This is a genomic window from Stenotrophomonas sp. STK16_22, from assembly GCF_051984505.1.
GTDB lineage: Bacteria > Pseudomonadota > Gammaproteobacteria > Xanthomonadales > Xanthomonadaceae > Stenotrophomonas > Stenotrophomonas maltophilia_A.
In genome coordinates this window covers 3,887,282-3,911,198 of sequence record NZ_CP196972.1, presented here as the reverse complement: position 1 = coordinate 3,911,198, position 23,917 = coordinate 3,887,282, and the positions used below count along the sequence as shown (strand labels likewise).

18 protein-coding genes are annotated in these 23,917 nt (G+C 66.7%); 4 read left to right on the top strand and 14 right to left on the bottom strand.

Annotated elements, in window-relative coordinates; translation table 11 throughout:
• Positions 1–13: 13 nt before the first annotated feature.
• The 3 genes from ACSYAO_RS18120 to ACSYAO_RS18110 form a co-directional block, all read right to left on the bottom strand.
• The gene (locus ACSYAO_RS18120) at positions 14–1,372 is read right to left on the bottom strand and encodes a TolC family outer membrane protein (protein ID WP_049460783.1); all 1,359 of its coding nucleotides are present in this window, start codon (positions 1,370–1,372) and stop codon (positions 14–16) included.
• A 16-nt stretch (positions 1,373–1,388) separates the two neighbouring features.
• Positions 1,389–2,036, bottom strand: coding sequence for a protein-L-isoaspartate O-methyltransferase family protein (locus ACSYAO_RS18115; protein ID WP_049460781.1), 648 nt, complete (start codon positions 2,034–2,036; stop codon positions 1,389–1,391).
• A gap of 136 nt (positions 2,037–2,172) precedes the next feature.
• Complete coding sequence (locus tag ACSYAO_RS18110) at positions 2,173–2,853, bottom strand: TetR/AcrR family transcriptional regulator (RefSeq protein ID WP_049398377.1); 681 nt, start codon at positions 2,851–2,853, stop codon at positions 2,173–2,175.
• A gap of 119 nt (positions 2,854–2,972) precedes the next feature.
• Between ACSYAO_RS18110 and ACSYAO_RS18105 the strand changes: the two genes are divergently transcribed.
• Positions 2,973–4,103, top strand: coding sequence for an efflux RND transporter periplasmic adaptor subunit (locus ACSYAO_RS18105; protein WP_032129094.1), 1,131 nt, complete (start codon positions 2,973–2,975; stop codon positions 4,101–4,103).
• Between the two features lie 4 nt (positions 4,104–4,107).
• The gene (locus tag ACSYAO_RS18100) at positions 4,108–7,269 is read left to right on the top strand and encodes an efflux RND transporter permease subunit (RefSeq protein WP_100437662.1); all 3,162 of its coding nucleotides are present in this window, start codon (positions 4,108–4,110) and stop codon (positions 7,267–7,269) included.
• 312 nt (positions 7,270–7,581) lie between these two features.
• On the opposite strand, the gene ACSYAO_RS18095 is transcribed toward ACSYAO_RS18100, so the two are convergent.
• On the bottom strand, positions 7,582–8,487 hold the full coding sequence (locus ACSYAO_RS18095; protein WP_049462533.1) for a LysR family transcriptional regulator: 906 nt from the start codon (positions 8,485–8,487) through the stop codon (positions 7,582–7,584).
• Between the two features lie 117 nt (positions 8,488–8,604).
• Between ACSYAO_RS18095 and ACSYAO_RS18090 the strand changes: the two genes are divergently transcribed.
• Complete coding sequence (locus tag ACSYAO_RS18090; RefSeq protein WP_049462531.1) at positions 8,605–9,378, top strand: SDR family oxidoreductase; 774 nt, start codon at positions 8,605–8,607, stop codon at positions 9,376–9,378.
• A gap of 164 nt (positions 9,379–9,542) precedes the next feature.
• On the opposite strand, the gene leuB is transcribed toward ACSYAO_RS18090, so the two are convergent.
• From leuB to ilvC, 9 genes are all read right to left on the bottom strand, one after another.
• Positions 9,543–10,604 (bottom strand): 3-isopropylmalate dehydrogenase, encoded by a 1,062-nt coding sequence (gene leuB, locus ACSYAO_RS18085; RefSeq protein WP_049462530.1) that lies wholly within the window; start codon positions 10,602–10,604, stop codon positions 9,543–9,545.
• Positions 10,594–11,172 carry a 3-isopropylmalate dehydratase small subunit gene (gene leuD, locus ACSYAO_RS18080; RefSeq protein WP_006390726.1) on the bottom strand — a complete coding sequence of 193 codons (579 nt, stop codon included), beginning with the start codon at positions 11,170–11,172 and terminating at the stop codon, positions 10,594–10,596. The genes leuB and leuD overlap by 11 nt, the downstream gene beginning before the upstream one ends.
• Positions 11,172–12,590 (bottom strand): 3-isopropylmalate dehydratase large subunit, encoded by a 1,419-nt coding sequence (gene leuC / locus ACSYAO_RS18075; protein WP_049462528.1) that lies wholly within the window; start codon positions 12,588–12,590, stop codon positions 11,172–11,174. The genes leuD and leuC overlap by 1 nt, the downstream gene beginning before the upstream one ends.
• A gap of 60 nt (positions 12,591–12,650) precedes the next feature.
• Positions 12,651–13,430, bottom strand: coding sequence for a class I SAM-dependent methyltransferase (locus ACSYAO_RS18070; protein ID WP_049462526.1), 780 nt, complete (start codon positions 13,428–13,430; stop codon positions 12,651–12,653).
• Positions 13,431–13,440: 10 nt separating this feature from the next.
• Positions 13,441–15,027 carry a 2-isopropylmalate synthase gene (locus ACSYAO_RS18065; RefSeq protein WP_049462523.1) on the bottom strand — a complete coding sequence of 529 codons (1,587 nt, stop codon included), beginning with the start codon at positions 15,025–15,027 and terminating at the stop codon, positions 13,441–13,443.
• The gene (locus ACSYAO_RS18060; RefSeq protein WP_049462521.1) at positions 15,024–16,115 is read right to left on the bottom strand and encodes a threonine dehydratase; all 1,092 of its coding nucleotides are present in this window, start codon (positions 16,113–16,115) and stop codon (positions 15,024–15,026) included. Before ACSYAO_RS18060 ends, ACSYAO_RS18065 begins: the two co-directional genes overlap by 4 nt.
• Before the next feature lie 96 nt (positions 16,116–16,211).
• Positions 16,212–16,463 carry an ACT domain-containing protein gene (locus ACSYAO_RS18055; protein ID WP_014038403.1) on the bottom strand — a complete coding sequence of 84 codons (252 nt, stop codon included), beginning with the start codon at positions 16,461–16,463 and terminating at the stop codon, positions 16,212–16,214.
• On the bottom strand, positions 16,447–18,183 hold the full coding sequence (ilvG, locus tag ACSYAO_RS18050; RefSeq protein WP_049462520.1) for an acetolactate synthase 2 catalytic subunit: 1,737 nt from the start codon (positions 18,181–18,183) through the stop codon (positions 16,447–16,449). Before ilvG ends, ACSYAO_RS18055 begins: the two co-directional genes overlap by 17 nt.
• Before the next feature lie 39 nt (positions 18,184–18,222).
• On the bottom strand, positions 18,223–19,197 hold the full coding sequence (gene ilvC / locus ACSYAO_RS18045; RefSeq protein WP_014038401.1) for a ketol-acid reductoisomerase: 975 nt from the start codon (positions 19,195–19,197) through the stop codon (positions 18,223–18,225).
• Positions 19,198–19,808: 611 nt separating this feature from the next.
• Here ilvC and ggt point away from each other — a divergent pair.
• Positions 19,809–21,602 carry a gamma-glutamyltransferase gene (gene ggt / locus ACSYAO_RS18040; RefSeq protein ID WP_223224664.1) on the top strand — a complete coding sequence of 598 codons (1,794 nt, stop codon included), beginning with the start codon at positions 19,809–19,811 and terminating at the stop codon, positions 21,600–21,602.
• A 558-nt stretch (positions 21,603–22,160) separates the two neighbouring features.
• Here the strand turns inward: ggt and ACSYAO_RS18035 are convergent.
• Positions 22,161–23,738 (bottom strand): BCCT family transporter, encoded by a 1,578-nt coding sequence (locus ACSYAO_RS18035; RefSeq protein ID WP_049461383.1) that lies wholly within the window; start codon positions 23,736–23,738, stop codon positions 22,161–22,163.
• Positions 23,739–23,917: the final 179 nt, after the last annotated feature.

The window sequence follows — 23,917 nt, the reverse complement described above, 5'->3', positions numbered from 1 at the left end:
GCAGGGCGACGACTCAGTGCGTGGTCGTCGACGGGTTGCCCGCGTCCTGGGTCAGCAGGCGGTTCACGTCCTGCAGCTCGGCCACGTCCAGCGCACCCAGCGACTGGCTCAGCAGCAAGCGGTTCTGCAGGAAGGTGTAGCGGGCCTGTGCATAATCCAGCTGCGCCGAGAACAGGATGCGCTGGTTCTGGATCACGTCCAGCACGGTACGGGTACCGACTTCCAGGCCGACCTGCGACGCGTCGTACGCGCTCTGCGCCGAGACCACCGCCAGGCGGCGGGCTTCCACTTCGCTGATGCCCTGTACCAGGGTCTGGTAGGCATTGCGGGTGTTGCGGTCCAGGGCACGCTTCTGCTGCTCGTAGCCATCCTGGGCGATGTCACGCTGGGCCAGTGCCTGGCGGACGCCGGACTGGGTGGCGCCACCGGCGAAGATCGGCACGCTCAGGGTCAGCCCGATGCTGTTGGTGCGTGCATCCGGCGACAACGAGCCGGCACCGGTGCTGTCACCCCAGGTTGCGCTCTTGCCCCAGCTTCCGCCCAGCGACAGGGTCGGGTAATGGCCGCCACGAGCGGCCTGCACGCCAGCCTCGGCGGCGCTGACCTTCAGTTCCTGGGCCTTCAGCGCCGGATTCTGGTTGGTGGCCTGGTGCACCAGCTCATCGATGTTGCCACGGTTGGCCGGCACTTCCGGGCGGAAGTCCGCCGGCAGGCCGCGCAGGTTGACCACCGGCTGGCCGGTCAGTTCGGTCAGGGCCTGGTAGTTATCGGCCAGGGTGTTCTGCGCAACGATGGTGTTGGCACGCGCCTGGTCGTACTGGGCGCGTGCTTCGTGCACGTCGGTGATCGGCGCCAGGCCCACTTCCAGGCGCTTGTCGGCGAAGTCGAACTGCTTCTTCGCGGCCGCTTCATTGGTCTGTGCGGCGTTCAGCGATTCGATCGCCACCAGCACGTTGAAGTAGGCCGCCGAGGTGCGCACGATCAGGCTGTCGTTGGCCGAATCGAGGGTGAAGTCCGCCGCCTTGCTCAGCTCGCGCTGCGAACGCAGGTTGTTGATCTGGGTCCAGTTGAACAGCGTCTGGCTCCCTTCGATCGTGTAGTTGCGGCGCTTGCTGGTCACGGTGCCGGAGTTGGCGTCATGGTCCGCCTCGCTGCGCGAGCGGTTCAGCGTGGCCTGGCCGTTGATCTGCGGCAGCAGGGCAGCGCGGGCCTGCACGGCGCCTTCCTTGTCGTACAGCCGGGTGGATTCGGCGGCGGACAGCTGCGGATCGCCATTGCGCGCCATTTCGTAGACCTGCAGCAGGTCGGCGGCATGGGCGGACAACGGCAGCAGGGCAGTGGCCAGCGCAACAGCGAGGGATCGGCGGATCATTGCGGCTTCCTTGGACTCAGAGGTGGAACTGGGGGGCCGGGGCGGCACCACGCAGGTAATCGATATCGGTCTCGAACAGGGACTCGGTGCTGCCGTCGGCCGTGACCAGCAGGGCCTCCATCGCCGGCGAACGGCCATGGATCACGAACAGGCGACCACCCGGACGCAGCCACGAGGCGAACTGTGACGGCACCACGTCGACCGCACCAGTGACACAGATCACGTCAAAGCGGCGTTCGGTCTGCCAGGACAGGGCGTCGGCCACTTCCACGCGGACGTTGGTGCCCAGGCCGGAAGCGTCCAGGCGGGCACGCGCGGCGGCGGCCAGTTCCGGGTCGATCTCCAGGCTCAGCACGTCGCGCGCCAGCGCGCCGATGCAGGCTGCCAGGAAGCCGCTGCCGGTGCCGATTTCCAGCACTTCGTCACCCGGCTGCAGATCCAGTGCCTGCAGGGTACGGCCCTCGATGACCGGCTTCATCATCTTCTGGCCATGGCCGATCGGGAGTTCAACATCGGCATAGGCCAGTGCCCGGTGTGCATCGGCGACAAAGGCCTCGCGCGGCAGGCGGGCCAGGACGTCGAGCACCTTGATGTCCAGCACGTCCCAGGGACGGATCTGCTGTTCCACCATCAGTTCGCGGGCGTGGGCGTAATCAATCGTCATGAGGTTCAAATCCAGCGCAGTGGGCCGGCCATTTTACCGGTGCCGGAGGCCGGCGGCGCGCCCAGAGCATCAGCTGCCGGGTGGCCGGGGTCGCAGTGCCGGAAGTCATCGCGACCTCCGGTTCGTTCAGTTTTGGTTATCCGGCCGTCCCGGCCCCTCGCGGCGCATAGGCGCGCAGGAAGAAGTCGATGCTGGCGGTCACATGGGCAAGAGGGTCGCACTCCACCGGTGACAGTGGCATGCCGCACATCATATGCATGTGCACTTCGCCCTTGACCAGGGTCAGGAACTGCTGGCCAGCCAGGTAATAGTCGGGGATGTCCAGTTCGCCGCGTTCGCCGCGCGCGCGCAGGAAATCGGCCAGGGCCTCGCAGGTACGTTCCGGGCCGGCCTGCCAGAACAGCTCGCGCAGGCGTTCGTCGGTCTCCGGCGCCATCATCATGCGCTGGATCGAGATCGCTGCGTCGGAGGTGATCAGCTCGAAGAAGGCCAGGCCGATGCCGATCAGCTGGTCGCGCAGGGGGCCGTCCGCGTCGGCCACGAACAGCGCGTCAGGCAGCATTTCAATGCATTTTGACTGCACGGCCTCGGAGAACAGGGTTTCCTTGTCGCCGAAGTGGCTGTACACAGTCAGCTTCGAGACGCCGGCCTGAGCGGCGATGGTGTCCATGCTCACGCCGGTATAGCCCTGTTCGATGAACAGTGCCTTGGCTGCTTCAAGGATCGCCGCGCGCTTGCCGAGGTCCTTGGGACGCCCGGGTCCGGCGGCCTTGGCAGCGGGCTTGGCCGACGGCTTGCGGGAAGTGGGAGAACTCATCGCGACAATACTAGACCAAGCGGTTCGATATTTATACTATACCGGCCGGTTTATTAAATTGGGCCGGCAGTCGCGGCTCCCCCCTTAGTTGCAACCCTGCGTTTTCAGGACGTTGACCGATGAAGATCGTGCGCTGGATGGGCGGTATGGTGTGGGTGGCTGCGCTGGCAGCCTGTTCGGGACAGGAACAGGCGCCACAGGCGGCCGTACCGGTGCTGGTGGTTCACCCCGGCGAACAGGCCGGGCAGGCCCCGGCGGCGTTCCCGGGCACGGTGCGTGCCCGGCAGGAAAGCCCGCTGTCGTTCCGCGTCGGTGGCAACCTGGTCAAGCGCCATGTCGATGCCGGGCAGCGGGTCAAGAAGGGCGATGTGCTGGCCGAGCTGGACGTGGCCGACTTCGCGCTGCAGGCCCGCGCCTCGCAGGCGCAGCTGGCTGCGGCCGAAGCCGATCTGGTACGTGCCCGCGATGACCTCAAGCGCTACCAGGTGCTGGCCGACCAGCAACTGGTCAGCCGCTCGCAGCTGGACCAGCAGTCCGCCGCCTTCAAGGCCGCGCAGGGCCAGGCCAACGCCGCCCGCGCCAACCTCGATGTGCTGCGCAACCAGGCCGATTACGCCCAGCTGCGCGCACCGGCCGACGGCGTGATCGCCAGCCGCGAGGCCGAGGCCGGGCAGGTGGTGTCGGCCGGCCAGACCATCTTCAACCTGGCCGCCGATGGCGGGCGCGAAGTGCTGATCGACCTGCCCGAGGCCACCATCCGCGACTATGCGGTGGGCCAGCCGGTCGAGGTGGAGCTGTGGAACCGTCCTGGCCAGCGCCTGCCGGGCACGATCCGCGAGATCGCCGCCGCCGCCGATCCGCAGGCACGTACCTACGCGACCCGGGTCAGCCTGGCCGCCGATGCGCTGGCCGATGTCGAACTGGGCCAGAGCGCACGCGTCTACAGCAGCGCCGGCCGCCACGGCACCCTGCAGCTGCCGCTGGGCGCGCTGCAGCGCGGTGCCAACGGTACCGCCAGCGTGTGGCTGGTCGACCCGGCCAACAGCACGCTGAAGGCTGCAGCGGTCACCACCGGTGCGTTTGGCAGTGAGACCGTGCCGGTGCTGTCCGGCGTGAGCGCAGGTGACTGGGTGGTTGCTGCTGGTGGCCATCTGCTGCGTGCCGGTCAGCCGGTGATCGCCGTGGACCGGCAGAACCGTCCGGTGCTGAAGCCGGCCGCGCCGGCCGCAGCCGCCAAGGCCAAGGAGTAAGCCGGTGCGCCGCTTCAATCTCTCCGAGTGGGCGCTGGCCAACCGACCCCTGGTGCTGTTCGCGATGCTGGCGTTCGCGCTGATCGGCGCGTGGTCGTACAAGCATCTGGGCCAGTCCGAGGATCCGCCGTTCACCTTCAAGGCGATGGTGGTGCGCACGCTGTGGCCGGGCGCTACCGCCGAACAGGTCTCGCGGCAGGTGACCGAGCCGCTCGAGAAGGCGCTGATGAATACCGGCGAGTACGAGTTCATCCGCTCGTATTCTCGGCCGGGCGAGTCGCAGATCATCTTCATGGCGCGCGACAGCCTGCGGTCCAAGCAGATCCCCGACCTCTGGTACCAGGTGCGCAAGCGTGTGGGGGACATCCGCCCGACACTGCCGCGTGAAATCGTCGGTCCGTTCTTCAATGATGAGTTCGGTGATACCTACGGCAACATCTATGCGTTGACCGGCAAGGGCTTCGACTACGCGGTGATGCGTGATTACGCCGACCGTATCCAGCTGGAGCTGCAGCGCGTGCCCGACGTCGGCAAGATCGACCTGGTCGGCCTGCAGGACGAGAAGGTGTGGATCGAGCTGTCCAACACCCGCCTGGCCACGCTGGGTGTGTCGATGCAGCAGGTGCAGCAGGCACTGGCCGACCAGAACGCGGTCACCGGCACCAGCTTCTTCGAGACCGCCACCGACCGCGTGCAGCTGCGCGTGACCGGCCAGTTCAACGACATCGACGCCATCCGCCAGTTCCCGATCCGCGCTGGCGACCGCACCGTGCACCTGGGCGACATCGCCGAGGTCAAGCGCGGCTTCGCCGACCCGGCGTCGCCGAAGATGCGCTTCATGGGCGAGGAGGCGATCGGCCTGGCCGTGGCAATGAAGGACGGCGGTGACATTCTCAAGCTTGGCGCCAACCTTGATGCCGAGTTCGAACGCCTGCAGAAGACCCTGCCGGCCGGCATGCAGCTGCGCAAGGTGTCCGACCAGCCGCAATCGGTGGAGGAGTCGGTCGGCGAGTTCGTGCAGGTGCTGACCGAAGCGGTGGTGATCGTGCTGCTGGTCAGCTTCTTCTCGCTGGGCCTGCGCACCGGCCTGGTGGTGGGCGTGACCATTCCGCTGGTGCTGGCGATGACCTTCTTCGTCATGCACTACTTCGACATCGGCCTGCACAAGATCTCGCTGGGCGCGCTGGTGCTGGCGCTGGGCCTGCTGGTGGACGATGCGATCATCGCGGTGGAGATGATGGCCACCAAGATGGAGCAGGGCTACGACCGCCTGCGTGCGGCCAGTTTCGCCTGGGAGTCGACCGCGTTCCCGATGCTGACCGGTACGCTGATCACGGCGGCCGGCTTCCTGCCGATCGCCACGGCGGCATCGAGCACGGGTGAGTACACCCGCTCGCTGTTCCAGGTGGTGACTATCGCACTGGTGGTGTCGTGGATTGCCGCGGTGCTGTTCATCCCGTACCTGGGCGACAAGATGCTGCCGGACCTGTTCAATCCGCAGCCGCCGAAGCCGGGCAGCCTGTCCGCGCGCTGGCTGGCCAAGCGCCAGCAGTGGGCCGACCGCTATCCGGCGCTGGCCAACCTGATCGCGCCGCCGCAGCACGGGCACGACCATGATCCGTACCAGCGCCCGTTCTATCGCAGCTTCCGTCGCTTCCTCGATGGCTGCCTGCGCCACCGCTGGTGGGTGATCGCCGCGACCATCGCCCTGTTCGTGTTCTCGCTGATGATGTTCCGCTTCGTGCCGCAGCAGTTCTTCCCGGATTCGACCCGGCCGGAACTGATGGTGGACATCGAGCTGGCCGAGGGTGCGTCGTTGCGCTCGACCCAGGCCCAGGCCGAGAAGCTGGAGAAGCTGCTGTCCAACCGCGATGGCATCGCCAACTACGTGTCCTACGTGGGCACCGGTTCGCCGCGCTTCTACCTGCCGCTGGACCAGCAGCTGCCGGCCACCAACTTCGCCCAGTTCGTGGTGCTGGCCAAGGACATCAAGTCGCGCGAAAGCACCCGTGACTGGCTGCTGCATGAGGTGATCCCGAAGTTCCCGGACGTGCAGATGCGCGTGACCCGCCTGGAGAACGGCCCACCAGTCGGCTATCCGGTGCAGATGCGTATTTCCGGCGAGCACATCGAGAAGGTGCAGGCGATCGCACGACAGGTCGAGGCCAAGGTGCGTGAGAACCCGCACGTGATGAACGTCAACCTGGACTGGAGCGAGCCGAGCAAGGTGGTGCGGTTGGTGATCGACCAGGAGCGTGCGCGCGCGCTGGGTGTGAGCAGTGCCCAGGTCAGCCAGTTCCTGTCCAGCTCGCTGGCCGGGCAGTCGGTGAGCGTGTATCGCGAAGGCAACCGCCAGATCGAGATGCTGCTGCGCGGGCCGGCCGATGAACGCAACCAGCTGGAGCTGCTGTCGAGCCTGTCGATGCCGACCGCCAACGGCGGCAGCATCACGCTGTCGCAGGTGGCGACGATGGAGTACGGCTTCGAGGATGGCATCATCTGGCACCGTAACCGTCTGCCGACGGTGACCGTGCGCGCCGACATCAGTGATGGCATGCAGCCACTGGACGTGGTGCATCAGATCCTGCCGACGCTGGATGGCATCCGTGCCGAGCTGCCGAATGGCTACCTGCTGGAAACCGGCGGTACCGTGGAGGATTCGGCACGTGGCCAGAACTCGATCAAGGCCGGCATGCCGCTGTTCCTGGTGGTGGTGGCCACGCTGCTGATGCTGCAGCTGCGCAGCTTCTCGCGTGCGGCGATGGTGCTGGTGACCGCGCCGCTGGGCATCATCGGTGCGACCCTGTTCCTGCTGCTGTTCCGCGCCCCGTTCGGCTTCGTGGCGCTGCTGGGCACGATTGCACTGGCCGGCATGATCATGCGCAACTCGGTGATCCTGATCGACCAGATCCAGCAGGACATCGATGCCGGGCATGACCGCTGGCATTCGATCATCGATGCCACGGTGCGCCGCTTCCGCCCGATCGTGCTGACCGCGCTGGCGGCTGTGCTGGCGATGATTCCGCTCTCGCGCAGTGCGTTCTATGGCTCGATGGCGATTTCGATCATGGGTGGCCTGATCGTGGGCACGGTGCTGACCCTGGTGTTCCTGCCGGCGCTGTACGCCGCGTGGTTCCGGGTCAAGCCGGACGAATCCGGGGCGTAACGCCCCGGGTTCGGCGGCCACTGCCCTGGTAGGTGCCAACCTTGGTTGGCACTGTTGCGCGCATCCACGCATGGCGTGGATCTACCGCAGCGGGTCTTGGCCCTGGTAGGTGCCAACCTTGGTTGGCACTGTTGCACGCATCCAAGCATGGCGTGGATTAACCGCAGCGGGTCTTGGCCCTGGTAGGTGCCAACCTTGGTTGGCACTGATGCACGCATCCACGCATGGCGTGGATTTACCGCAGCGGGTCTTGGCCCTGGTAGGTGCCAACCTTGGTTGGCACTGTTGCACGCATCCACGCATGGCGTGGATCTACTGCAGCTGCAGGCCGCTCCGCAGCACCGGCAACAGCCATTCGATGAACACCTGCACGCGTTGCGCGCGGTGCTGCCGATGCGGTTGCAACAGGGTCACCGGCAGCGGTTGCGCCACGTGCTGTGGCATCACTTCCACCAGCGCACCAGATTGCAGTTCGGCCTGCACGTCGTAGCGCGGAATCTGCAGCAGGCCGAGCCCCGCCACGCAGCACGCGATCGAGGCCTCGGCGCTGTTTACCCGTACCCAGCCAGGCATCGGCAGCGTGCGCAGCTGGCCACCGTCCTGCCATTCCCACGGTTCCACCCGCGCCGTGGTCGGCGATGCGTAGTTCACCGCGCGGTGCTGCTGCAGGTCGGCAGGATGCTGCGGTACGCCGTGTTCGCGCAGGTAGGCCGGCGCGGCGACGTTGACGAAGTCGAGCTGTCCCAGCATGCGGGCCACCAGGCTGGAGTCACCCAGCTGGCCGACCCGCAGCACCGCATCACAGCCGTCTTCGATCAGGTTCACCGCGCGGTCGGTCATGCCCAGGTCCACTTCCACCTGTGGATGGCGCGCGAAGAAGTCGGGCAGGGCCGGGGCGAGGATGCGGCGGCCGATCCGGCTGGGCACATCGATCTTCAGCAGGCCCACCGGCTGCGCATCGACTTGCCGGAACAGCGATTCGGCGTCTTCAACTTCGGCGATCAGGCGCAGGCAGCGGGCATGGAACACGTCGCCGTCGTGGGTGGTGGAGACCCGCCGGGTCGAGCGCTGCAGCAGGCGGGTACCGAGCCGCTGCTCCAGCTCGGCCACCGCCGCGGAAACGGTGGAGCGGGGCAGGCCGAGCTGGTCGGCGGCGCGGGTGAAGCTGGCGCATTCCACCACCCGGGTGAAGATGCGGAAGCGATCGATCCGGTCCATTGTTCGCCTACTCTGGAAAGTTAAGTCAATGTGGCGGGCTTTATCCGCATTTTCTGCACGATATCGTCGTCAGGGCAGGGTTGCCACCCCGGGCAGCCCCCTCCTGAGACAAACGCCATGACCGACCATTCCCTCAAGGGCAAGACCGTGCTGATCGCCGGTGGCGCCAAGAACCTGGGCGGACTGATCGCCCGCGATTTCGCCAGCCAGGGCGCCAAAGCCATCGTCATCCACTACAACAGTGCCGCCACCCAGGCTGATGCGGAAGCAACGGTCGCCGCCGTGCAGGCCGCTGGCAGCAAGGCGGTGGCGCTGCAGGGCGACCTGACTTCGGCCGCAGCGATGGAGCGCTTGTTCGCCGATGCCGTGGCTGCAGTCGGCCGGCCGGACATCGCCATCAATACCGTCGGCAAAGTGCTGAAGAAGCCGATGCTGGAGATCAGCGAAGCCGAGTACGACGAGATGAGCGCGGTCAATGCCAAGGCTGCCTTCTTCTTCCTGAGGGAGGCCGGCCGCCACGTCAACGACGGCGGCCGCATCTGCACTCTGGTCACCTCGTTGCTGGGTGCGTTCACGCCGTTCTATTCCAGCTATGCCGGCACCAAGGCACCGGTCGAGCATTTCACCCGCGCGGCGTCCAAGGAGTTCGGTGAGCGTGGCATCTCGGTGACCGCGATCGGCCCCGGTCCGATGGACACGCCGTTCTTCTATCCGGCCGAGAGTGCCGATGCGCAGGCGTACCACAAGACCGCGGCGGCACTGTCGCCTTTCACCCGCACCGGCCTGACCGACATCGCCGACATCGTGCCGTGGATCCGCTTCCTCGTGACCGATGGCTGGTGGATGACTGGGCAGACCATCCTCGTCAATGGCGGTTACACCACCAAGTAAAGCAGCCACGCAGGGCGTGGCTCTACTGCGGTGGTGGGTGCCAACCTTGGTTGGCACGGATGGCGCATCCACGCATGGCGTGGATCTACAGTAGAGCCACCCCATGGGTGGCTGCGCACAATGTCCAAAGGGAGGGGCGCCACGCATGGCGTGGCGCTATCGGATCAGTTGAGTTTGGCCAGCACCGCGTCGGTGGCGGCAGCGGTGCTGACGGCCTGGCCCTTCGCCGCCAGATCGGCGGTGAACACGCCATCGTCCAGCACGGCGTGCACGGCGGCTTCCACCTCGGCGGCTTCCGCTTCCAGCCCCAGCGAATGGCGCAGCAGCATCGCGGCGCTGAAGATCGTCGCGTACGGATTGGCGATGCCCTTGCCGGCGATGTCCGGGGCCGAACCATGGATCGGCTCGTAGATGCCGACCGCACCGGGTTCGCCGAGCGAGGCCGAGGGCAGCAGGCCCAGCGAGCCGGCCAGCATCGACGCCTCATCGGTGAGGATGTCGCCGAACATGTTCTCGGTGACGATCACGTCGTACTCGCGCGGCTTGGCCAGCAGGTGCATCGCCATTGAATCGACCAGCTGGTGCTCCAGCGCAACGTCCGGGAACTCCTCGCGGCCGATGCGCGCGGCCACGTCACGCCACAGGCGCGAGGTTTCCAGCACATTGGCCTTGTCCACCGAGGTGACCTTGCCGCGACGCTGTTGCGCCAGACGGAACGCACTGCGCAGCACGCGCTCGATCTCGGCTACGGTGTAGCGGCACAGATCGCTGGCGCTGTCGGCGTCGCGGGTCTTGTCGCCGAAGTAAATGCCGCCGGTCAGCTCGCGCACCACCACGAAGTCCACCCCCTGCAGCAGCTCGGCCTTGATCGGCGAGGCGTGCAGGGCGGCTTCATGGGTACGCACCGGGCGCAGGTTGGCATACAGGCCCAGCGCCTTGCGGATCGCCAGCAGGCCCTGCTCCGGGCGCACCTTGGCATTCGGGTCGGACCACTTCGGGCCGCCGACTGCACCCAGCAGTACGGCGTTGGCGGCCTGGCAGGCGGTCAACGTAGAGGCGGGCAGTGGCTCGCCATGGCGATCGATGGCGACGCCACCGATGTCGTGCTCGCTGAAGGTGAAGGTGTGGTTGAAGCGTTCGGCGACGGCCTTCAGGACGGCGACTGCCGCGGCGGCCACTTCCGGGCCAATGCCATCACCGGGCAGGACAACAATTTCAGCGTGCATGCTCACTCTCGTAGCGTTCGATTTCAGGGACACGGCCCAACAGATACCCCAACTGGTCGACACCTTCCAGCAGGCAGGTCTGCGAGAAGCCATCCAGCGGGAAGGAATAGACGCGACCATCTGGCGTGCGCAGTTCGCGCGCGGCCACGTCGATGGTCAGCTCGTCGTCCGGGCGCTGCATCAGCGCCTGCACATCGGCCTCGTCCAGCACGATCGGCAGCAGGCCGTTCTTCAGCGAGTTGCCGCGGAAGATGTCGGCGATCTCGCTGCTGACGATGGCACGCAGGCCGAGGTCGGTCAGCGCCCATGGTGCATGCTCGCGCGAGGAACCGCAGCCGAAGTTGCGGCCCGCCAGCAGGATGCTGCGGCCGGCGTTGTGTGGCTGGTTGAAGGCGAAGTCGGCCACCGGGGAACCGTCGGCCTGCCAGCGCCAGTCATTGAACGCGTTGCGGCCGAGGCCGGCACGTTCGGTGGTGGACAGGAACCGCGCCGGGATGATCTGGTCGGTGTCGATGTTGGTCTGCGCCAGTACCACGCTGGACGAGGTCAGGGTACGGAAACCGGCCATCACGCCACCTCCTGTGCGAACAGTTCGCGGGTATCGGCGACGTGCCCGTTCACCGCGGCCCAGGCGGCGCTCATCGGCGAAGCCAGCAGCGTGCGCGAACCGGGGCCCTGGCGGCCTTCGAAATTGCGGTTGCTGGTGCTCACGGCCAGCTGGCCGGGAGCGACCAGATCGCCGTTCATGGCGATGCACATCGAACAGCCCGGCTCGCGCCATTCGGCGCCGGCCGCGCGCACGATCTCATGGATGCCTTCGGCCTCGGCCTCGCGCTTGACGATTTCCGAACCGGGCACCACCAGCATGCGCACCCGGTCAGCGACACGACGGCCGCGCAGGACCTGTGCGACCTCGCGCATGTCGCTCAACCGGCCGTTGGTGCATGAGCCGACGAACACCACGTCCACGGGTGTACCGGCCAGCGCCTTGCCGGCCTGGAAATGCATGTAGTCCAGGCCTTTCTGTGCGGCGGCATCGTTGGCCGCCGGAATCGGCGCATCCACTGCGATCGCGGTGCCCGGATGGGTGCCCCAGGTCAGGGTCGGGCGGATGTCGGCAGCGTCGATGTGCACTTCGCTGTCGAAATGCGCGCCGTCATCGCTGCGCAGCTGCTGCCAGCGTGCCACGGCGGCGTCGAAGTCGGCGCCCTTGGGGCCGCGCGGGGTCGCGGCGACGAAGTCGAAGGTGACCTGGTCCGGGGCCACCATACCGGCGCGTGCGCCGGCCTCGATCGACATGTTGCACAGGGTCATGCGCTGTTCCATGTCCATCGCTTCGATGGTGCTGCCACGGAACTCGATGACGTGGCCGGTGCCACCATTGACGCCGATCACGCCGATGATGTGCAGGACCACATCCTTGGCGCCAACGCCGGGTGCCAGCGGCCCATCAACGGTGATCGCCAGCGTCTTCGCCTTGCGCTGCAGCAGGCACTGCGTGGCCAGCACGTGGCCGACTTCACTGGTGCCGATGCCGAACGCCAGCGAACCGAACGCACCATGGGTGGAGGTGTGGCTGTCGCCACAGACGACGGTCATGCCGGGTTGGGTAAAGCCCTGTTCCGGCGCGATCACGTGGACGATGCCGCGGTTGTCCGAGGCCATGTCGAACAGCTCGATGCCGTGCTCGGCACAGTTGCGTGCCAGCGTGGCGACCTGCGCTTCAGAGGCGGCGCTGGCGTAGGGCAGCGTGCCGTCGGCAGAGGCCGGCAGGGTCGGCGTGGAGTGGTCCATCGTCGCCTTGGTGCGATCCGGGCGGCGCGGCGACAGGCCGCGCTCACGCAGTTCGGTGAACGCCTGCGGCGAGGTGACCTCGTGGATCAGGTGCAGGTCGATGTACAGCACGGCGGGCGCGCTGTCGGATTCAGGGACAACCACGTGGGCGTCCCACAGTTTGTCGTACAGGGTGCGGGGTGCGGAAGTCATGCGTGTGCCTGGCAGAAGTACGAAATAGCGAACATCAGTAAAGAAAACGGAACGGTCAAGTCAGCGGCGACGGGCAAGCACCCGCAGCCGCACGTAGTCGGCCAGCGGCTGGCCGCTGGCGTTGCGCGGCAGCTCGGCCAGCAGAACGGTGGCGGCCTCGCGCACGGTGGCGCGTGCCTCGGCCGGCAGATCGTCCAGCAGCGGTGCGGCGAACACACGCAGCCAGCCGGCCACGCCGGTCGGCAGAGCAGTCGGGCGCGGCGTGCACTCGATCAGCTGCACCTGGAAGCCATGCTGGCGCAGGCGGTCGGCGTAGGCATCGGCAGTGGGGAAGTACCACTGGAATGCGCTGGCGCCGTGGCCATGGGCCGCGCGTGCAGCCTGCACCGCCGCGATGATCGTGGCCACGTTGCCATGCCCGCCGAACTCGGCAACGAAGCGGCCGCCCGGGCGCAGTGCGCGGCGCACACCTTCCATCACCCGGTCGGGGTTGCTCATCCAATGCAGCGCTGCGTTGCTGAATACCGCATCGAACTCACTGTCGAACGACAGCGCGTGGCCATCCATCACCTGCGCATCGACGCCGCGCGCACGCGCGGCGATCACCAGTTCCGGTGAGGCATCCACACCGTGGATGTGCGCGCCGCTGAGCGCCAGCTCGGTGCTGAGCACGCCATCGCCACAGCCCAGGTCGAGGATGCGTTCACCGGCGCGCGGGTCGAGCAGGCGCGATACCGCGCCGCCGAGCAGCGGCACGAAGCCGGCGTCGATCGCATAATCCTGGGCGTTCCACTGCTGGCCAGCGGCGCTGGCCGGGGTGGGGGTGTCGAAGGCGCTCATGGCGGGGTCCTCAGGCGGTGGCGGGGGTGGCAACGTCGGTGTTGCTGTGGGCGGCAGCCTGGCGCTGGCGCAGCAGGCGGTTGGCCACATCCAGCCAGGCCAGCGCGGAGGCTTCGATGATGTCCTTGCTGGTGCCGGTGCCGTCGTACTCCACGCCCTCGTGGCGCACGCTCAGATTGGCTTCGCCGCGCGCATCGGCGCCGATGCCGACGCTGTGCACGTGGTAGCTGTCCAGCATCAGCTGCACGCCGGTAGCGGCCGACAGCGCGCCGAACAGTGCATCGACCGGGCCATCGCCCTGCGCGGTCTCGGCTACGCGGTTGCCGTCCGGGTCGGACAGTTCGACCAGTGCATTGGCGCGGCTGCCGACGTCGCTGATGGTCATCGACGCCAGGCGATAGCCCTGCGCGTTGGAGCCACCCTGCATCAGCGTCTGCAGGTCGGCATCGGTGACCACGCGCTGCTGTTCGCACAGGCCCTTGAACTGCTCGAACACCAGCTTCAGTTCGTCTTCGTCCAGCCAGAAGCCCAGCGCACGCAGGCGCGCTTCAACAGCGGCGCGGCCACTGTGGCGGCCCAGCACCATCTGCGAATCCTCCCAGCCCACGTCTTCCGGACGCATGATTTCATAGGTGCCGCGGTGGCGCAGCATGCCATGCTGGTGGATGCCCGATTCGTGGGCGAAGGCATTGGCACCGACGATGGCCTTGTTGCGCTGTACCGGCATGCCGACCAGGCGCTGCAGCAGCTGCGAGGTGCCGACGATGCGCGGGGTGTTGATCGAACTGTCCTGCTCGTAGAAGGCCTGGCGCACCTTCAGCACCATCGCGATCTCTTCCAGCGAACAGTTGCCGGCGCGCTCGCCGATGCCGTTGACGGTGCACTCGACCTGGCGTGCACCGCCTTCGATGGCGGCCAGCGAGTTGGCCACGGCCAGGCCCAGGTCGTTGTGGCAGTGCGCGCTGAAGATCACATTGGCGGCATTCGGCACGTCGGCGACGCCGGCGATGACCTGCTGGAACATCGCGCGGATCTCTTCCGGCGTGGTGAAGCCGACGGTGTCGGGCAGGTTGATGGTAGTGGCGCCGGCAGCGATGGCCACACGCGCGACTTCGATCAGGTAGTCCAGCTCGGTGCGGGTGGCATCCTCGGCCGAGAATTCGACATCGTCGATATAGGACCGGGCCAGCGATACGTGCTTGCGTACCGACTCCAGTACCTGCTCGCGGGTCATCCGCAGCTTGTGCTCGCGGTGCAGCGGGCTGGTCGACAGGAACACGTGCAGGCGCGGGTTGGCAGCGGCCTCCAGCGCACGTGCGGAGGTTTCGATGTCGGCCTGCAGGCAGCGCGACAGCACCGCCAGGGTCAGGCTCGGGCGGCGCAGTTCGCGGCCGATCAGTGCCATCGCCTCACGGTCGGACTGCGAGCTGGCCGGGAAGCCGGTCTCGATGATGTCCACGCCCAGTTCGTCCAGCGCACGCGCCATCACCAGCTTCTGCGGCGGGCTCATGCTGCAGCCGGGGGACTGCTCGCCGTCACGCAGGGTGGTGTCGAAGATGCGGATGCGCGGGGTGGTAATTCGTTCGATGGTGGTCACAGGGAAATCTCCTCGACAGCGGGTGCGACGGCTTGCAGGGGGGAAGGGGAAGAGGTGGGGGAAGCGATGGCGCTGGCCTTGGCGGGCGAGCGCGGTGTTTCGCTGCGCCGTCGCCGTGGTTTGCGTGGCGGGCGCGGGCGGATGTCGGTGAGCAGGCCGGCCAGGACGCCGGCATCGATGTTGCCGCCGGAGACCACCGCGCACTTGCGGCGGCCGGCGACGCGGCGGCCGGCGGCCAGCGCCAGCGCACCGGCGCCCTCGGCGATGATGTGTTCTTCCAATGCCAGGCGGACCAGGGTTTCGCGCAGTTCGGCTTCGCGCACGATCACCACATCGTCCAGCAGCGAGGTGCACAGGCGGCGGGTCAGGAAGCCGGGAATCTTCACCCGCACGCCGTCGGCCAGCGAAGCAACGGGGGCGATCTCGCGCACGTCACCGTGGATCGCGCGGGCCATCGAATCGACGCCTTCCACCTGCGCGCCAACGACGCGGACGCCCTGCGATTTCAGCGCCAACGCAACGCCGGAGGCCAGGCCGCCGCCGCCGATCGGTACGATCACTACATCCGGCGCGTGCGCGGCCAGCTCGATGCCGACCGTGCCCTGGCCGGCGATCACATCGGCATCGTCGAACGCGGACAGGAAGCGGTAGCCGTGGCGTTGTGCCAGTTCGACCGCGAAGGCGTAGGCCTCGTCATAGCTGGTGCCGTGCTGGCGCACGGTCGCGCCCCAGTGGGCGACGCCGGCGATCTTGGTGGCGGGCGCGCCATGCGGCATCACGGTGATGGCCGGCACGTCCAGGCGGTAGGCCGCCCACGCCACGCCCTGGGCATGGTTGCCGGCCGAGGCGCAGATCACTGGCCGGGTATCGCCGCGCTCGCGGCCGGCCAGCAGCGCATTCAATGCGCCGCGTACCTTGTAGGAACCGGTGCGCTGCAGGTTCTCCAGCTTCAGCCAGGTACCGAAGCGTTCGGCATGGTGCAGCGGGGTGGGCGGCAGGAAGCGGCGCAGACGAGCCTGCGCCGCCAGTACGTCGGCGACGCTTACGTCGCCGACATCGCTTTCCTGGCTGGTGTCAGCGGCCGGCATGGGCCACCAGCGCAGTGCAGAAGACCGCCGCATGCGGGCACGGGCGGCGAAGAAGACGCCTCCGTACCGGCACCGTGGTCGCTACGGTACGGGTGTTCATACGGATGCTCCTTCCACGGCGGTGACCTGCACGGACACGCAGTCGTAGATCTTCTCGATCTGCCGGCACAGCGTTTCCGCCGGACGCTGGCCATCCACCACCAGCTGCAGGTGCCAGCGGCCATCGTCGGCGGCCACCGGCGCACCACTGATCGCACGCGGCGCGAAGCCACGGCGTTCGGCCATGCCGATCACGCGCAGCAGCGCGCCTTCGGCCGGGTGCAGCACCAGGTCAAGCCGGTATTGCATTGGGGGTCTCCTGGCGGGCATGGGCGGGGTTGCTTTCCAGCATCGTGCTGTTGGCGGTGTTCGGCGGCACCAGCGGCCACACGTTGGCGCGTGCATCGATGGCCACGTGCAGCAGCGCCGGGCCTGGTTCGGCCAGCAGTGCGGCCAGGCCGCCTTCCACGTCGTCGCGGTTGTCGATGCGGGTGGCGGCGATGCCGAACACCTGTGCCAGTGCCACGAAGTCCGGGTTGTCGGACAGGTCGATCTCGCTGTAACGCTCGGCGAAGAACAGCTCCTGCCACTGCCGCACCATGCCCAGCGAACTGTTGTCCAGCAGCACGATCTTCACCGGCAGGCGGCAACGCGCGATGGTGGCCAGCTCCTGCACGTTCATCATGAAGCTGCCGTCGCCGGAGACCAGCACCACGGTGCGCTCGGGGCATGCGAACTGCGCACCCATCGCGGCCGGCAGGCCGAAGCCCATGGTGCCCAGCGCGCCACTGGTCAGATGATTGCGCGGGTGGTTGAAACGGCAGTGCTGGGCGACCCACATCTGGTGCTGGCCGACATCGCAGGCGATCACCGCATCGGCCGGTGCCAGCTCACTCAGGCGCTTCAGCAGGGCCGGTGCGTAGATGTGCTGGCCCGGCGCGTCGTAGCGTGCGGCGAAACGATCGCGATGCTGTGCACAGCGCTTGCGCCATGCGTCCTGGTGGGCCTTGGGGGAGGGGAAGGCCGCACGCAGGGCGCGGATGGCATGGCCGACGTTGCCGGGCACGGCGACGTCGGCGCTGCGCAGCTTGGAGATCTCGTAGGCGTCGGCGTCGATGTGGACGACGCGGGCGAACGGTGCGAACTCGGCCAGCTTGCCGGTGGCACGGTCATCGAAGCGCGCACCCAGCACCAGCAGCAGGTCGCTTTCCTGCACCGCCATGTTGGCCGCGCGGGTACCGTGCATACCCAGCATGCCCAGCGACTGCGGGTGGTTGGCCGGCAGTGCGCCCAGCCCACGCAGGGTCATCACCGTGGGGATGGCACTGGCCTCGACGAAGTCGCGCAGGTCCTGCACCGCGTCGCCCAGCGCGATGCCCCCACCGGCGTAGACCACCGGCTTTTCGGCGGCTGCCAGTGCGGCGATGGCCTCGGCGATGGCCGCTTCGGCCGGCGCAGGCGGCGGCTCGATGCTGCTCGGCACGTGCGCTGGCAGATGACTGGCATCGGCCAGCTGCACGTCCTTGGGCAGGTCGATCAGCACCGGGCCGGGCCGGCCTTCGCGGGCGATGCGGAACGCATCGGCGACCACGCGCGGCAGGTCATCGACGCTGCGCACCAGCCAGCTGTGCTTGACGATCGGCATCGTCAGGCCGAACACATCCAGTTCCTGGAAGGCGTCGGTGCCCAGCAGCGGCGTGCCGACCTGACCGGTGATGCAGACCATCGGTACCGAATCCAGCATCGCATCGGCAATGCCGGTGACCAGGTTGGAGGCGCCCGGGCCGGAGGTGGCCACGCAGACACCCACCTGGTTGCTGGCGCGGGCAAAACCGTTGGCGGCCAGCGCCGCGCCCTGCTCATGGCGTACCAGGATGTGCTTCAGCGACGAATCCACCAGCGCGTCGTAGAACGGCATGATGGTGCCACCGGGATAGCCGAACAGCGTGCGGACGCCTTCGGCCTCCAGCGCCTGGGTCAGCCAGCGCGCGCCGTTGGGCGGCGCGCTGCGATGTGTCGAAGAGTTCATGGGGGAACCTTGCAAAGCGGGTGGGGGAGGGCCGCGCGGTTACGCGGCCTGTCCTTGCAACCAGACCATCTTGGCGCGCAGTTCCTTGCCTACCTTCTCGATCGGGTGCTCCAGGTCGGCCTGCTTGAACCTGTTGTAGTTCGGCAGGCCCGCTTCGTACTCGGCCACCCAGTTCTTGGTGAAGGTGCCGTCCTGGATGTCCTTCAGCACTTCCTTCATGCGTGCCTTGGTGCCGGCGTCGATCACGCGCGGGCCGCTGACGTAGTCGCCGTACTGCGCGGTCTCGGAGATGAACTCCAGCATGCGCGAGATGCCGCCTTCGTAGAACAGGTCCACGATCAGCTTCAGTTCGTGCAGCACTTCGTAATAGGCGATCTCCGGCTGGTAGCCGGCTTCGACCAGGGTTTCGAAACCGGCCTGCACCAGCGCCGAGGCACCACCGCACAGCACCGCCTGTTCGCCGAACAGATCGGTCTCGGTCTCTTCCTTGAAGGTGGTCTGGATCAGGTTGGCGCGGGCGCCGCCGAGGCCGGCCGCATAGGCCAGGGCGTACTCGGCCGCCTTGCCGCTCTTGTCCTGGTAGACCGCCCAGATGCACGGCACGCCACGGCCGATTTCATACTCGCGGCGCACCAGCGCACCCGGGCCCTTGGGCGCGACCAGCACGACATCCAGGTCTTCGCGCGGCTTGATCATGTCGAAGTGCACGTTCAGGCCGTGCGCGAACAACAGCACCGCACCCTGTTTCATGTTCGCGGCCAGCACGTCGTCGTAGAGCTTCTTCTGCACCATGTCCGGGGTCAGCACGGCAACCAGGTCGGCATCCTTCACCGCGTCGGCCGGTGCTTTCACGGTGAAGCCATCGGCCTGTGCCTTGACCTCGGTCGGGCCACCCGGACGCAGGCCTACCACCACGTCGAAGCCGGATTCGCGCAGGTTCAGTGCGTGGGCGCGGCCCTGGCTGCCGTAGCCGATGACGGCGATCTTGGTCTGGGGCAGGTCGTTGGTGCTCATGGGGGAGGTTCCTTGCGGTGGGAAGAAAAAGAACGGCCGGTCGTCGAGGTGACGTGCCGGCCGGTCAGGGGAAAGCGGTGGAGGGGGCGCCGCGCATCGCACAGGCACAGCCACCACGAGGCATCGTGGTGGTGTGGGTCCGGGTTTTGCGTTGGGCGTTGTGCATGGTGGTTGCGTCTGAAACCAGGTCCTGAAATGAAAAAACCCGCACCGGGGCGGGTGCGGGTTTTTGAAGAGTTCCGGTGTGTTTGTTGCTTACACGCTGGCTCGTCCCGCACCTGTTGGTTGGGTAATAAGTACGAGCACAAGAATCGAACGCAGCGAGGCGGCGCCGGTGTCGGCGGCTACGATGTGTGTTCGCGGTGGCGTGTTGTGATGCAACATGTGATCGAGAGAAACACAGCCGTTTCGGCGATGTCAACCCTCGCGATGGAATTTTTATCGGTTTCCGCTGCATCCAGCGCAATCGCTTGTGGCACAAGGATGGTTGCCGCTGAAAGTGTTTCGGTGAACCGGAATTCACTCCTTTCAGCGCGGTTTTTGCGCGGAATCCGGCGGATTTTCACCTTGGTGGGTGCGGACCTTCCGCCCCCATCCCAGGATCAACGTCCATGACCTCTGCCCGATACCGCATGAAGGCCGCAGCGGCGAAGATCGAGGGACCACCCTTCCATCGGAACCCGACCGTGTCCCGACGCCTTGCCCGTTCCCTGCTGGCCGCCGCTGTACTGGCCTCCGTGCCCGCGCTGTCTTCCGCCGCCGACCGCATCACCGGCCACACCTTCGCCACCCGTTCGGAGGTGATCGCCCCGCATGCGATGGCCGCCACCTCGCAGCCGCTGGCCACCCAGATCGCGCTGGACGTGATGAAGGGCGGTGGCTCGGCGGTGGACGCGGCGATTGCCGCCAATGCCGCGCTTGGCCTGATGGAGCCCACCGGCAACGGCATCGGCGGCGACCTGTTCGCCATCGTCTGGGACCCGAAGACGCAGAAGCTCTATGGCTACAACGGTTCGGGCCGTTCGCCGAAGTCGTTGACCCTGGCCGAGTTCCAACGCCGTGGCCTGAAGGACATCCCGCCTACCGGCCCACTGCCGGTCTCCGTGCCCGGCGCAGTCGACGGCTGGTTCGCGCTGCACGACCGCTTCGGCCGCAAGCCGATGGCCGACAACCTGGCGCCGGCGATCCGCTACGCCCGCGAGGGCCATCCGGTGGCCGAGGTGATCGCCTACTACTGGGACCGCTCGGTGCCCAAGCTGTCGCAGTACCCGGGCTTCAAGGAACAGTTCACGATCAACGGCCACGCCCCGCGCAAGGGCGAGATGTGGAAGAACCCGAACCTGGCCAGCACGCTGCAGAAGGTCGCCGACGGCGGCCGCGATGCCTTCTACAAGGGCGATATCGCCCGCACCATCGGCGACTACTTCAAGGCCAACGGTGGCTACCTGAGCTACCAGGACATGGCCGACCACCACGGTGAGTGGGTCGAACCGGTCAGCAGCAACTACCGTGGCTACGACGTGTGGGAGCTGCCGCCGAACAGCCAGGGCATCGCCGCGCTGCAGATCCTCAACGTGCTGGAAGGCTACGACTTCTCGAAGATCCCGTTCGGATCGCCGGAACACGTGCACCTGTTTGTCGAAGCGAAGAAGCTGGCCTTCGCCGACCGTGCGCGCTTCTATGCCGACATGGCGTTCCAGCCGGCGCCGGTGCAGAAGCTGATCTCCAAGGAGTACGCCGCGCAACGTCGCGCGCTGATCTCGATGGACAAGGCGCTGAAGGAAGTGCAGCCGGGCACGCCGAAGCAGTTGGAAGAGGGCGACACCATCTACATGACCGTGGCCGACGCCGACGGCATGATGGTGTCGCTGATCCAGTCCAATTACCGCGGCATGGGCAGCGGCATGGTGCCGCCGGGGCTGGGCTTCATCCTGCAGGACCGTGGCGAGATGTTCGTATTGCAGAAGAATCATCCCAACGGTTATGCGCCGGGCAAGCGCCCGTTCCAGACCATCATTCCGGCCTTCATCACCAAGGGTGGCAAGCCGTACGCCAGCTTCGGCGTGATGGGCGGCGCGATGCAGCCGCAGGGCCACGCGCAGATCGTGATGAACCTGGTGGATTTCGGCATGAACCTGCAGGAAGCCGGTGATGCACCGCGCATCCAGCATGAAGGCTCGACCGAACCGACCGGGCAGGCCACGGCGATGACCGACGGTGGTGAGGTGAATCTGGAAACCGGCTTCCCGTATGAGACGGTGCGTGCGTTGATGCGCAAGGGACATCGCATCGTGTTCGCCGATGGTCCGTATGGCGGGTATCAGGCGATCATGCGTGATCCGGAATCCGGCGTTTACTACGGTGCGTCTGAGAGTCGAAAGGATGGGCAGGCGGCGGGGTATTGAGGTTTCCCGGCCACCGGGCGCAGCCCCCTCCGCGGTGATGGTTCGTGGAAGCGGGATCATGTGATTGGGCCGGGCGGGTGGGCTGGTCGGGGGACGCCGTGAATCCGTCCCTGGAGGCTTGGCCGCGGCATCCATGCCGCGGACACCCCCGCCCAGCCCACCCGCCCGGCCACGGATAGTTTCCGTGTCCATCACCGCAGGAAAAGAAAAAAGAAGATCAAGAGCAAAGGCAACGGCAACAGCCGCGTGCTGTGGGTTGGGGTCGGATCCGTTTCCCACAGGAAAACGAATCCGACCCCTTCTTGTTTTCCGATACACCTCATCCACGCATGGCGTGGATGGACCAACCGTCACACGTAACCTGTCGGGGGTGGGGCGGTGTGGGTGGGCAGGACCGTTGGCGCCATGGATGGCGCCATCGAGCCCCCAGGGACGGGTTTACGGCGTGTCCTGCCTACCCACACCGCCCCGCCCAACCAGCAGAAACCCAGAGCTGCCCTGGCTTTTGAATTTGCACTTGCTTGAAAAAGCGGTGCAGCCGCAGGCTGCAAAACCCACTCAATCCTGATCGTGCGCGCGCGCCGCCTCCGCCGGGGTCTCCTCCTGAGCCGCCATCTCGCGCGCGATCCACGCATCGATCATGTGCCGCTGGCGCTGCGCCTGCCGCCGCTCGCGCGTGTACTCCTGGTCCAGCACCCGGTACAGCGACACCATCACCAGCACCATCAGCAGCGCGAATGGCAACGCCGCAATCGTGATCATGCCCTGCAGTGCATCCAGGCCACCGGCCAGCAGCAACGCCGCTGCAATCAGCGCCACCGCGATGCCCCAGGCCAGCTTGCGCTTCAACGGCGGATCGCCTGCCTCGTCAGTGGACATGCTGGCCAGTACCAGCACCGCCGAATCGGCTGATGTCACGAAGAAGATCATCAGCAGCACCAGTGCGATGCAGGAAAGCAGCAAGGGCAGCGGCATGCTGTCAAACAGGGTGAACAGCACCGTTTCATAGCCATTGCCCAGCGCCTGCACCAGGTCGGCGTGGCCGAAGATCTGCGCCCACAGCGCAGTACCACCAAACACCGCGAACCAGAAGAAGCCCAGCACCGTGGGTGCCAGCACGACGCCGATGACGAACTCGCGGACGCTGCGCCCACGCGAGATGCGCGCGATGAACGAGCCGACGAACGGGGCCCAGGAAATCCACCACGCCCAGTAGAAGATGGTCCAGTCCGCCACCCATGTGCTGCCCGAGAACGGCGACATGCGCAGGCTCATCGTCACCAGCTGGTTGAGGTACGACCCCAGTGTGGTGGTGAACGTATCGAAGATGAATCCGGTCGGACCCAGCACCAGTACGGTGGCCGCAAGAAGCGCGGCCAGCGCAAGGTTGAAGTTGGACAGCCACTTCACCCCGCGCTCGACTCCGCTGGCGGTGGACGCCATGTACAGCACGAACGCGATGGCGATGATGGTCAGCTGCAGTGGCACACCCGCGTGCAGGCCGAACACGCGTTCCATGCCGGCAGCGATCTGGATGGTACCGAACCCCAGCGTGGTGGCCACGCCAATGGCAGTGGCAACAACCGCGGCGATGTTGACCACGCGTCCGATCCAGCCGCGATGGTGCCGGCCGATGATCGGTTGCAGCATGTCACTGACCAGTCCACGGCCATTGCGGTTGAACTGGAACCAGGCCATCGCCAGGCCGATCAGCGCGTAGATTGCCCATGGATGCAGACCCCAATGGAAGAATGCATAGCGCATCGAAGCCCGCGCCGCGTCCATGCTCTGCGGTGCGAGGCCTTCTGGAGGCTTGGTGAAGTGGGAAATCGGCTCGGCGGCGCCCCAGAACACCAGGCCGATGCCCATGCCGGCGGCGAACAGCATCGACATCCAGCTGGCGCGCGAGAACTCCGGCTCGGCATCTTCACCGCCGATGCGCAGGTTGCCGAAGCGACCGAATGCCAGGTACATCAGGAAAGTCAGCGCCAGGAACACGACCAGAAGATAGAGCCAGCCGACACTGCGGATGACATCGGCCAGTACCGACTGCACCACGGTATTGAAGGGGCCGGGTGCAACACCGGCAAGCAGCACCAGAAGCAGAACCAGTGCGATGGAAACGCGAAACACCATGAAGGAGCTTCTCCGATCAAGGGATTGAGGGGAGCGAGCAGAGCTTGCTGCGAGGGGCCGGCGACATGCAGCACAGACCGGGCAGGGGCCGCGGAGGCGGCGGGGAAACACCGGCCGCAGCGGCACGATGCGCGTGCACGTTACTGAATGCGATGTCACGGTTCTGTTAATACAGAAAC